Origin of the sequence: Amycolatopsis sp. MtRt-6 (assembly GCF_017308975.1) — a bacterium.
In the GTDB taxonomy this organism is placed as follows: domain Bacteria; phylum Actinomycetota; class Actinomycetes; order Mycobacteriales; family Pseudonocardiaceae; genus Amycolatopsis.
Window position 1 is genome coordinate 348,179 of record NZ_JADWPD010000004.1, and the last position, 12,159, is coordinate 360,337.

The 12,159-nt window shown below is 72.6% G+C and carries 6 protein-coding genes; 4 read left to right on the forward strand and 2 right to left on the reverse strand.

Annotation, left to right across the window (positions count from 1 at the left end; translation table 11 throughout):
- Nucleotides 1–111: 111 nt before the first annotated feature.
- The 4 genes from I4Q55_RS10255 (at nt 112) to I4Q55_RS10270 (ending at nt 9,860) form a co-directional block, all read left to right on the forward strand.
- The gene (locus I4Q55_RS10255; protein WP_206786201.1) at nt 112–534 is read left to right on the forward strand and encodes a DUF6292 family protein; all 423 of its coding nucleotides are present in this window, start codon (nt 112–114) and stop codon (nt 532–534) included.
- Between the two features lie 25 nt (nt 535–559).
- Nucleotides 560–2,440, forward strand: coding sequence for a prolyl oligopeptidase family serine peptidase (locus tag I4Q55_RS10260; protein ID WP_206786203.1), 1,881 nt, complete (start codon nt 560–562; stop codon nt 2,438–2,440).
- Between the two features lie 539 nt (nt 2,441–2,979).
- A complete protein-coding gene (locus I4Q55_RS10265) occupies nt 2,980–7,530 on the forward strand; it encodes a HAMP domain-containing protein (protein ID WP_206786213.1) in 4,551 nt (1,516 codons plus the stop codon).
- Nucleotides 7,527–9,860 (forward strand): SpoIIE family protein phosphatase, encoded by a 2,334-nt coding sequence (locus tag I4Q55_RS10270; RefSeq protein WP_206786221.1) that lies wholly within the window; start codon nt 7,527–7,529, stop codon nt 9,858–9,860. The genes I4Q55_RS10265 and I4Q55_RS10270 overlap by 4 nt, the downstream gene beginning before the upstream one ends.
- 193 nt (nt 9,861–10,053) lie before the next feature.
- Here the strand turns inward: I4Q55_RS10270 and I4Q55_RS10275 are convergent, their stop codons facing one another.
- Entirely contained in the window at nt 10,054–11,151 is a 1,098-nt protein-coding gene (locus I4Q55_RS10275; RefSeq protein WP_206786223.1) for a calcium:proton antiporter, read from the reverse strand.
- 51 nt (nt 11,152–11,202) lie between these two features.
- Nucleotides 11,203–12,117, reverse strand: coding sequence for a LysR family transcriptional regulator (locus I4Q55_RS10280; protein ID WP_206786225.1), 915 nt, complete (start codon nt 12,115–12,117; stop codon nt 11,203–11,205).
- Nucleotides 12,118–12,159 lie beyond the last annotated feature (42 nt).

The following is a 12,159-nucleotide window of genomic DNA, read 5'->3' on the forward strand; positions in this document are numbered from 1 at the left end:
GATGGACGACATCGACTGTCTGGTTTGCCGGGATTGAGCAGCGTGCGGCCGGGGTACCCGGCTTCCGGACCGCGGAGGATCCCGCGGCGGGACGGGGAAAGCGAGGCGGCGTTGAGCATTCTGATCGACTTCGGGCGCGACACGGAGTTCTCGTTCGAGCGGCGGTTGCGGGGCTACGTGGGGGCGGTGGCCCGGGCGGTGGGGGTGGGCCTGGAGTCGTGCACGCTCGACGCGGGCACACCGGCGGCGGCGTACATCGCCCTCGACTGGCGCCTGTCCCGCTTCCCCGGTCACGACCTGGCCCTGGTCTGGGACGAAGTCCACGGCTGGGCGGCGGCGATCGAGGACACGACCGGCGCGACGGCGCTGTGCTACCTCGGCGGCGAAGTGCTCCCCGAGCCCCGCGCGGTGGTCCGGTTCCTGGCCGCGGTCCGCGCGGACGACCCGGACGCGGGCACCCTGGAGGCCCCGGCCCTGCGCGAGGCGGGCGACCACGAGCGCCTGCTGGCCATGGTGCCCACGGGCCGGAGTTGATCGGTTTCGGGCACACTGGGGTCCCATGGGGAAGCTGACGGCGGAAGCCGTGGTCGACCGGATGGTGCCGCAGCGGCCGCAGGTGTCACCGGACGGCCGGTGGGTGGTGTTCGCGAGTTCGCCGGTGGGTCGCCCCGGGGAGCATCCGGTGAGCGGGTTGTGGCTGGCACCCGCGGACGGGAGCGAGCCGCCGCGGGAGTTCGCCGCCGCCGGTGTGGAGGACCGCGAGCCGCGGTGGTCGCCGGATTCCGCGTGGGTGTACTTCCTTTCGGACCGGGCCGACCGCGGGACGGCGCAGCTGTACCGGGCGGGCCGCGAGGACGGCGAGCCGGAGCAGCTGACGGACTGGCACCCGGGGATCGGCGACTACGTGCTGCTGCCGGACAGCGGTGCGGTGGCGCTCATCGCGCCGGAGGAGAAGGCCGCGCCGGCCGACCCCCGGGTTCGCGTGGTGCGGGGCGGAGCAACGGGGCCGGCCGCGGCCGGCCCACCCGATTCCCGCTCCACGTGGGACACCGTCGCCCGGCCCGATCGGCTCTGGCTCCTCGACCCCTCGACCCGCGCCGTCCGCGCGCTCGGCGACTTCGGCCCGCGGCACGTCGTCGAAGCCGCCGCGCGGCCGGATGGCCGCACCCTCGCCGTGCTCACCTGGTCCGTCGCCGACCGGGAGCCCGGGCTCTACGAACCCCGCCTCCACCTCGTCGACCCCACCACCGGTGCCCGGGAGGATCTCGGAGTCCCGGCGCTGGAGGCCGAGTCGCTCACCTGGTGGCGCGACGACGCCGGCTGGCGCCTGGCCTACCTCGGCATCACCCCGCCCGGCCTGATCAGCGGCCGCGCGATCTTCGCCGCCGCTGACCACCGGAACCTCACCGCCGGGATGAGCGTCTGCCCGGTCGAACTGGCCAGGGCCGGCGACGGCCGGCTGCTGGCCCTGTTCGCCGAAGGCCTCGACACCACGATCCGGCGCCTCGACCCCGCCGCCGGCACCTTCACCGAGCTCGGCCGCTCGGCCGGCAGCCTGCTGCACCTGAGCGCGAGCGGCGGCAGCATCGCCGTCGTCGGGAGCAGCGCCACCGAACCCGAGGCCGTCCACTGTGGACCGCCCGGCGGTCCGCTCACCCGGCTCGGCGAACCGCGGCGGCACGGGATCCGGTGGGGCACCCAGGAACGCGTGTCGTACCGCGCCGACGACGGCCTGGAGCTCGACGGCCTCCTGATCCTCCCGCCCGGCCGGACCCGCGCCGACGGGCCCTTCCCGCTCGTCACCCTGGTCCACGGCGGCCCGTACGACCGCTTCGCCGACCGGTTCCAGCTCGGCTGGTTCCGCAACGGCCAGTGGCTGGCCGCGGCCGGGTTCGCCGTGTTCCTTCCGAACCCCCGCGGCGGCCTCGGCCACGGTCACGCCTTCGCGGCGAGCGTCGCCGGCGACGTCGGGGGCGCGGAGTTCACCGACATCCTCACCGGGATCGACCTGCTCGTCGAGGCCGGCGTCGCCGACGCGGACCGGCTCGGCATCGGCGGCGGAAGCCACGGCGGGTTCATGGCCGCCTGGGCCGTCACGCAGACGGATCGCTTCAAGGCGGCCGTCGTCAACGCGGGCGTCATCGACTGGCCGCTGCTCGCCGCGACCGGGGAGTGCGGCCGGTACGACCTCGCCCTCGGCGGCCGGGAGAACAGCCCGATCACCCACGCCCACCGCATCCGGACACCGGTGCTCATCGTGCACGGCGAGGACGACGCGAACGTCCCGCTCTCGCAGGCCGAACTCCTGCACCACGCCCTCGGCGACCGGCCGCACGAGTTCGTCGTCTACCCCCGGGAGGGCCACTCGCTGCGCGAACGCGGCCACCAGATCGACTTCCTGCACCGCACCCGAGCCTGGTTCTCGGACCTGCTCGCCTAGCTTGTACTCCGCGCCGCCGGGACGTGTCCGGGCCAGGCACGCAGGTCATCCATCCGGGTACGCGAGTCGTCCATCCGGGTACGCGAGTTCGCCGTTCCGCTACACCGACCTCGCGTGTTCAGAAACCGAACTCGCGTGATTGGACGCGTATCTCGCGTGATTGGCGGGGCATCTCGCGTGATTGAGGGGGCGACACGACCTACCGGGTGACGCGGATAGCGCGCCGGGCGTGTCGCTTGTTCCACAATGGAGTGTCCACACCGGACACGAAATCCGGGCACGGCGAAGCGCGGCGACGGCGCCGGCGCGCACGCCACCGAAGCCCGCGGCGACGTTCAGCCGAACGGGTCAATGCGGCCGGATGGCCTGGGGGAGAAGGAAAGGCTTTCGAGCACCGCCTGGGAGCGCACGTGGACACCGGCGCGGCTGGTTGCTCAACCGTTGCCGTTCAGCATAGTGCAACTGCACTATGCTGAGCCATCCGGTGTGCACACAGCGGGCGGGCGAAACCAGGAAACGGGTGGCGGATGGGTGGGGCAATGGTCGATGGCGTGCGCCCGGGTACGGGAGCGGACGCCTCGGGCGTGGGCGAGGCCGGGGAGCAGGAGCTGCGCCGGCTGCTGGCCGGCCTGACCGCCGTCCGCGACGGCGATTTCGGCATCCGGCTGCCGGGCGGGGCCGACGGCCTGCTCGGCGAAATCGCCACGGTGTTCAACGGCATGGCCGACCAGCTCTCGCTGTTCACCTCCGAGGTCACCCGTGTCGCGCGCGAGGTCGGCAGCGAAGGCCAGCTGGGCGGGCAGGCGAAGGTCCCCGGCGTGTCCGGCACGTGGAAGGACCTCACCGACTCGGTGAACGCCATGGCCGGCAACCTCACCACCCAGGTCCGCGACATCGCCCAGGTGGCGACCGCGGTGGCGAAGGGTGACCTCTCGCAGAAGATCGACGTCGACGCCCGCGGCGAGATCCTCGAGCTGAAGGACACCGTCAACACGATGGTGGACCAGCTGTCGTCGTTCGCGGACGAGGTCACCCGGGTGGCGCGCGAGGTCGGCAGCGAAGGCCGCCTCGGCGGCCAGGCCCAGGTGCCCGGCGTCGGCGGCGTGTGGCGCGACCTCACCGATTCGGTGAACTTCATGGCGGGCAACCTGACCGACCAGGTCCGCAACATCGCCCAGGTGACGACGGCGGTGGCGAAGGGCGACCTGAGCCAGAAGATCACCGTCGACGCCCGCGGCGAGATCCTCGAACTCAAGAACACCATCAACACGATGGTCGACCAGCTGTCCTCGTTCGCCGACGAAGTCACGAGAGTGGCGCGCGAGGTGGGCACCGAGGGCCGCCTCGGCGGGCAGGCCGACGTCAAGGGCGTCTCCGGCACCTGGCGCGACCTCACCGACTCGGTGAACTTCATGGCCGGCAACCTGACCGACCAGGTCCGCAACATCGCCCAGGTCGCCACCGCGGTCGCGAAGGGCGACCTCTCCCAGAAGATCAACGTGACCGCCCGCGGCGAGGTCCTGGAGCTCAAGGACACGCTGAACACGATGGTGGATCAGCTGTCCGCGTTCGCGGACGAGGTCACCCGGGTGGCGCGCGAGGTCGGCACCGAGGGCCGCCTCGGCGGGCAGGCCGACGTCAAGGGCGTCTCCGGCACCTGGAAGGACCTCACCGAGTCGGTCAACGTCATGGCCGACAACCTCACCGCGCAGGTCCGCTCGATCGCCCAGGTCACCACCGCCGTCGCCCGCGGCGACCTGTCGCAGAAGATCCGCGTCGACGCCCGCGGCGAGATCCTCGAACTCAAGGACACCATCAACACGATGGTGGACCAGCTGTCCGCGTTCGCGGACGAGGTCACCCGGGTGGCGCGCGAGGTCGGCACCGAGGGCAACCTCGGCGGCCAGGCGACCGTCCGCGGCGTGTCCGGCACGTGGAAGAACCTCACCGACAACGTCAACGTCATGGCGTCCAACCTGACCGGCCAGGTGCGCTCGATCGCCCAGGTCGCGACGGCGGTCGCCCGTGGTGACCTCTCGCGGAAGATCACCGTGGAAGCCAAGGGCGAGGTCGCGGCGCTGGCCGACGTCATCAACACGATGGTCGACACGCTCTCGGCGTTCGCGGACGAGGTCACCCGGGTGGCCCGCGAGGTCGGCACCGAGGGCATGCTCGGCGGCCAGGCACGCGTGCCGAACGTGGCCGGCACCTGGAAGGACCTCACCGACAACGTCAACTCGATGGCGAACAACCTCACCGGGCAGGTCCGCAACATCGCCCAGGTGACCACCGCCGTCGCGCAGGGCGACCTGACCCGCAAGATCGACGTCGACGCCCGCGGCGAGATCCTGGAGCTCAAGACCACGATCAACACGATGGTCGACCAGCTCTCGGCGTTCGCCGCGGAGGTCACGCGCGTGGCGCGCGAGGTCGGCAGCGAAGGCCGCCTCGGCGGCCAGGCCGAGGTCGAAGGCGTCTCGGGCACCTGGAAGCGGCTCACCGAGAACGTCAACGAGCTGGCCGGGAACCTCACCCGGCAGGTCCGCGCGATCGCCGAGGTCACCAGCGCGGTCGCCGAGGGCGACCTGACCCGCTCGATCACCGTCGACGCCTCCGGCGAGGTCGCCGAGCTGAAGGACAACATCAACTCGATGGTGGAGTCGCTGCGCGAGACGACGCGAGCGAACCAGGAGCAGGACTGGCTGAAGTCCAACCTGGCCACGATCACCGGGCTGATGCAGGGCCGCCGCGACCTCGCCGTCGTCGCGGCCGCGGTGATGGACGAGCTCGTCCCGCTGGTCAACGCCCAGTACGGCGCGTTCTACCTGGCCGACGACACCGCCGAAGTCCCCGAACTGCGGCTGGTCGGCGCCTACGGCCACCCGGACGACGGCGACGGCCCGCCGATCCGGTTCCGCGTGGGTCAGTCGCTGGTCGGGCAGGCCGCCCGCAGCCGCCGCGCGATCGCCGTCGACGACGTCCCACCCGGCTACGCCACGATTTCCTCCGGGCTCGGCAGCACCGCGCCGGCCAGCCTGATCGTGCTGCCGATCGTGGTCGAGGACCAGGTGCTCGGCGTCATCGAACTGGCGTCGGTGCACGGCTTCACGCCGGTGCACCGCGCGTTCCTCGAACTGCTGATGGAGCAGATCGGCGTCAACGTCAACAGCATCGTCGCCAACGCCCGCACCGACGAGCTGCTCGGCGAGTCGCAGCGGCTGACCGCGGAGCTGCAGGCCCGCTCGGAGGAACTGCAGGCACGGCAGGAAGAACTCCAGTCGTCCAACGCCGAGCTGGAGGAGAAGGCGGCGCTGCTCGTCACGCAGAACCGCGACATCGAGACGAAGAACCTGGAGATCGAGCAGGCGCGCCAGGAGCTGGAGGCGCGCGCCCAGCAGCTGACGCTGGCGTCGAAGTACAAGTCGGAGTTCCTGGCCAACATGAGCCACGAGCTGCGCACCCCGCTCAACAGCCTGCTGATCCTCGCCCAGCTGCTCGCGCAGAACCCGACCCGCAACCTCACCGCCAAGCAGGTCGAGTACGCGGGCATCATCCACTCCGCGGGCTCCGACCTGCTGCAGCTGATCAACGACATCCTCGACCTGTCCAAGGTCGAGGCCGGGAAGATGGACGTCACCCCGGAGCAGGTGTCGCTGCGCGGCCTGCTGGACTACGTCGAGGCGACGTTCCGGCCGATGACGTCCCAGCGCAACCTGGACTTCCGGATCACCGTCGCGCCCGGCTCGCCGGCCGAGCTGCTCACCGACGACTCGCGGCTGCGGCAGGTGCTGCGCAACCTGCTGTCCAACGCGGTCAAGTTCACCGAGGTCGGCGGGATCGAGCTGCACATCGAGCCGGTCGACTCCGACCGGCTGCCCCGGCCGCTGCGCGTGCACGGGCCCGCCGTCGCCTTCCGCGTCACCGACACCGGCATCGGGATCGCCGAGCACCAGCTCGAATCGATCTTCGGCGCCTTCCAGCAGGCCGACGGCACGACCAGCCGCAAGTACGGCGGCACCGGGCTCGGCCTGTCGATCAGCCGCGAGATCGCCCAGCTGCTCGGCGGCGTGATCACCGCCGAAAGCACCCTGGGCGAGGGCAGCACCTTCACCTTCGCGCTGCCGGTCGCGCGCCCGGACTTCGCGCCGGGCCCGGTGAACGAGCCGCCCAGCACGGCCGTCGCCGCGCTCGACTCCGGTGCCGTCGTCCCGGCCGCGGGGCCGCGGGCGCACCGGCGGCTGCTGGTCGTCGAGGAACGCCAGCACGGCCTGCTGACGCTCGTCGCCGAAAGCGCGGCGGCCGACCTGGCCGACAGCCGGGACATCGGCCTTTCGCCGGCCGACGTCGAAGTCGTGACGGCGGTGGGCACGCAGGAGGCGGCCGCGGCGCTGGCCACCGACGCCTACCACTGCGTCGTGCTCGACCTCGACCTGCCGGACCGGACCGCGTTCACCTTCCTCGACGCGATGCAGGGCGACAGCGCGCTGCGGCTGGTGCCGGTGCTCGCGCACAACAGCAGGCGGCTCGACGGCGAGCTCGAACAGCTGGTGCAGTCCCGCGCGGACGTGCCGTCGCTGGAGGTGCTGTCCGGGCTGGACGAGCTGCGCGAGCGGATCGCGCTGCACCTTTCGGCGGAGGAACCCGGCGCGGTATTGCCGCTGGTCCGCCCGGACGAGCCGGCCGCGCCGGTGCGCGCGGCCGACGTCGACACCACGCTGGCCGGGCGGACGGTGCTGATCGTCGACGACGACCCGCGCAACGTCTACGCGCTGACCGGGATCCTCGAACTGCACGGGATGCAGGTGCTGCACGCCGAAGACGGCCGCAAGGGCGTCGAGACGGTCGCTGCGCACCCCGGCATCGACCTGATCCTGATGGACGTGATGATGCCGGAGATGGACGGCTACACCGCGACGGCCAAGATCCGCGCGATGCCGGAGCACGCGGCCATCCCGATCGTGGCGGTGACGGCGAAGGCGATGCCGGGCGACCGGGAGAAGAGCCTCGCCTCGGGCGCGACCGACTACGTGACGAAACCGGTCGACGCGGACGACCTCATCAGCCGCATCAAGCGGCACGTGACCGCGTGATCGGCGACGACCGGTTGCCCGCCGGCGTCCCGGCCAACCTCGCGCGGCTCGCCGACACGGTCGCGCGCCTGCGCAGCGAGATCGACCACGCGCACGCCGTCGCCGACGGCCGCGCGCTGATCGAGCTCGCCAAGGGCGTGCTGATGGAACGCCTGCACTGCGCGCCGTCTGACGCGGCCCGGCAGCTGGAGACCTTGGCCGCGCGCGCCGGGATGACGCCGCTGGAGTTCGCCGCGGACGTCGTCGGCGAGGCGGCCGAGGACCGGGTGACCGAGGTGGCGCAGGAGTTCCTGGCCCGCGCCGACGACTCCGGCGACGCCGATGACGCCATTGCCGTGCGGCTGCGGACCGCGGAGAGCGGCGTGCTCGCGGCCGGGGACACCCAGCGCGTCGCGGAGTCCATTTTGGACCACGCGCTGCGGCCGCTGGGGGCGACCGCCGTCGCGGTGTGGCTCGCCGGGGCCGACGGGTCCATGACCCTGGCCGGGTCCGCCGGGTTCTCGGCCGAGGAGGCGGCGCGCTGGCGGTACGTCCCGCCGGGCGTGGCGACGCCCGCCCGCAGCGCGCTGATCGAACGTGACACCGTCTGGTGCCCGACGCTCGCCGCGGCCGGCCTGCCGTCGATCGGGCAGCACACCCTGTCCGGGGGCGGCCGGGTGACGGTGCCGACCGGGACCGGCGGGCGCATCATCGGCGTCGTCGAGATGTGCTGGCCCGACCCGCTGCCCGAGGAACCGGGGCGCCGGCGCCGTCAGCTCGAAGCACTGGCCGAGCTGTGCGCGTACACGCTCGACACCCGGGAGCTCCCCCCGGTGGCCGACGTGCTCGGCGAGCTGGTGGACTTCATCGACGGCCTGCACGACCCGGCCGTGCTGCTCACGCCGTGCCACGACGGCGGCGACTTCCACATCCACCACGCCAACGTCCGGTTCGCCGACCCGGGCGGGCGCCCGCGCAGCCGGATCGTCGGCACCCGGCTGCTGGAGTCGTACCCGCTCGCCGCCCAGGAGAGCGGGCTGCTCGACCGGGTCCAGCGCGTCTACGCCACCGGCGAGCCGTTCCGGGCCGACAGCATGGCGATCACCACCCTGGTCGACCAGGTGCCGCTGACCGTGCTCACCGACATCAGCGTCACCCGCTTCGCCGGGAACGTGCTGCTGATCCTGCGCATCCAGGACGACGCGGCGAAGCTCGCCGTGCTGTTGCAGCACGCCCAGCGGCTCGGCCGCATCGGCGGCTTCGAAGAGAACGTCGTGACCGGGGTGATCACCTGGAACACCGAGCTGTTCTCGCTGTACGGCCTGCCGCCGAACGCCGCGCCGCTGTCGCTGCACGAGCTGGCCGGCCACGCGCACCCCGACGACGCGCCGGCGATCGGCCGGTTCCTGCGGGCGGTGCTGCACCACAAGCGCCCGTCGTCGACGGCGTTCCGGCTGCAGCGCTCGGACGGCGTCGCCCGGCACATCCGGGTGGTCGCCGAGCCGGTCGTCGACGGCCGTGGCGAGCTGGTCGCGGTCCGCGGCGCCTACCAGGACGTTTCGTCGCAGCACTGGACCGAGGTGGCGCTGGCGGCCACGCGGGACAGGCTGGCCGAGACCGAGCAGGAGGCGATGGAGCGCAACCGGCTCGCGCTGCAGCTGCAGCACGCGATCATGCCGCCGGCGAAGGGCCCGATCGACATGCCGGGCCTGCGTGCCGCGGTCCGCTACCGGCCGGCGGAGAAGGAGCACCTGGTCGGCGGCGACTGGTACGACGCGGTCGCGTTGCCGACCGGCGAGGTCCTGCTGTGCGTCGGCGACGTGGCGGGCCACGGCATCGACGCGGCCACGGGCATGGTGAGCCTCCGCAACGCCCTGCGCGGCCTCGCGGCGACCGGCGCGGGGCCGGCCCAGCTGCTGACGTGGCTGAACCTGGTGGCCTACCACCTGACGGACCACGTCACGGCGACCGCCGTCGCGGCGGTCTACGACCCGGCCCACCGGAAGCTCCGCTGGGCACGGGCGGGGCACCTGCCCCCGATCGTCCGCCACCGCGACGGCACGGCGACGACGTTGCCGCTGGTCCGCGGCTCCCTCCTCGGCGCGGTCCGCGACGTGACGTACGAGGAGGACGAGCTCCAGCTGGCGGCGGGCGACATCCTGCTGATCTACACCGACGGCCTGATCGAGCGCCGCGACCGCCCGGTCCAGGATTCGGTGTCCCGCCTGGTCACCCTGGTCGACGGCCACGACGGAGGCCTGGAGCACCAGCTGGACACCCTGCTGACGTACAGCACGGCCGACACCGACGACGACACCTGCGTGGTCGGCATCGAGGTCACCACCGCCTGACGCGTGATGCCCCTCCAATCACGCGAGATGCCCTTCCAATCACGCGAGATGCCCCTTCCCGCACGGGCAGCGGCCTGCCGGCCGGTGGACCGAAACGGGCATCGGCCGTGCTCCGCCGGGCTTCTCGCGTGATTGAGGAGGCATCATGCGTGATTGGAGGGGCATCACGCGTGGTCAGGGGGACGACACGGCCTCAGGGGTTGATGGCCAGGACCAGGAAGCCCGCCAGCAGGACCAGGTGCACGCCGCCCTGGAGGCGGGTTGCCCGGCCGGGGACCACCGTCAGGACGCTCACCACCACCGTCAGGGCCAGCAGCACGATCTGGGTCGAGCCCAGGCCCAGCAGCAGCTGGCCCGGCAGCCACACCGACGCCAGCGCGATCGCCGGGATCGTCAGGCCGATGCTCGCGATCGCCGAGCCGTACGCCAGGTTCAGGCTGATCTGCATCCGGTCGCGCTGGGCCGCGCGGACCGCGGCCAGGGTCTCCGGCAGCAGCACCAGCAGCGCGATCACCACACCCACGAACGACTGCGGGAACCCGGCCGCGCGCACGCCGGCCTCGATCGCCGGCGACTCCACCTTCGCCAGCCCGACCACCGCGACCAGCGCCACGAGCAACAGCGCCAGGCTGCCGAGCGCCGCGCGGTTCGACGGCGGGTCGGCGTGGTCGTCCTCCTTGACCGCGCCGTCCGCGGCGACCGGCAGGAAGAAGTCGCGGTGGCGGACCGTCTGCGTCAGCACGAACGTCCCGTACAGCACGAGGGACGCCAGCGCCGCGAAGGTCAGCTGGGTGGGGGAGAACGCCGGCCCGGGCGTGCTGGAGGTGAACGCCGGGAGCACCAGGCTCAGCGTGGCCAGCGTCGCGACCGTCGCGAGCGCGGCCCCGCTGCCTTCGGAGTTGAACAGCGTCGAGCCGTAACGGCGGGCGCCGACGAGCAGCGAGATGCCGACGATGCCGTTGGTCGTGATCATGACGGCGGCGAACACGGTGTCCCGCGCGAGCGAGCCGGCCTCCGGGCCGCCGGAGACCATCATCGTGACGATCAGCGCGACTTCGATGACGGTGACCGCGACCGCGAGCACCAGCGAGCCGAACGGTTCCCCCACCCGGTGGGCGACGACCTCCGCGTGGTGCACCGCGGCCAGCACGGTCGCCCCGAGCGCGAGGGCGACGAGGACCACGAAGACCGGGCCGAGGTCACGGCCCCAGGCGAGCGCGAGCACGAGCACGCCGAGCACCGGGGTGACGGAGGTCCAGGACAGCAGGAAGGATCTCAGCGCGGCGACCATGTCTCCACCCTGGCACACGGACAGCGGTTTCGCTGTCCCGTAAGGTACTTCTCACATCGTCCCTTGTGGACTGTCGAGTTCGGCGGGCATCAGCCGCGGGGCGGCGGCCAGGACGTGCCGGCGGAAGGTTTCGCTCAACGGCGGGAGAATCCGGCCCGCCGCCCACGCGAGCCCGATGTCGCGCGCGGCGTCCACATCGGTCAGTTCCAGATGGGGCGCCGGGAACGCCGCCGTGTGGGGGAGTGGCACCACGGCCACGCCGAGCCCGGCGGCTACGAGCCCACGCAGCGTCTCCACCTCGTCGCCTTCGAACCCGACGCGCGGGGCGAACCCGGCCTCGGCGCACAGCCGCTCGGTCGTCTCGCGCAGCGCGTACCCCGGGCGCAGCAGGATGAACGTCTCGGCCGCGACGTCGGCGAGGCGCACCCGCCGCCGCCCGGCGAGCCGGTGACGCGGGGGCACCGCGAGCCGCAGCGGCTCGACGAGCAGCCTCGACCAGTGCAGCTGGGGGTGCCCGGGGTCGCCGCTGGTGATGACGACGTCCGCGGTGCCCTCGAGGAGCTCCTCCTCGAGCCCGGCCTCGCCGTGCTGCCGCAGTTCGAAGCGGGCGCCGGGGTGCTCGCCGAGGAAGCCGCTCAGCACCGCGGGCACCAGCCACGTGCCGAACGTGTGCAGGAACGCCAGCGGGACGACCCCGGTGCCCGGCGCGACGATCTCGCCGACCTCGCGCAGGCCCTGGTCGAGCTGGTCGAGCACGAGATCGACGTGCCGCTTGAAGGCGTGCCCGGCCGGCGTCAGCCGCAGCACCCGCCCGGACCGGCGGAACAGCTCGGCGCCGGCGTCGTGCTCGAGGCGCCGCAGCGCCCGCGACAGGGCCGGCTGGGTGAGGTGGGCCCGCGCGGCGGTCTCGGTGACGGTCGCGCCGGCCGCGACCTCCCGGAAGAGCCGCAGCGTCTGGACGTCCATGTCCCCAGTGTATGGATTTTCAGCCAATCAGGCATTGGACGC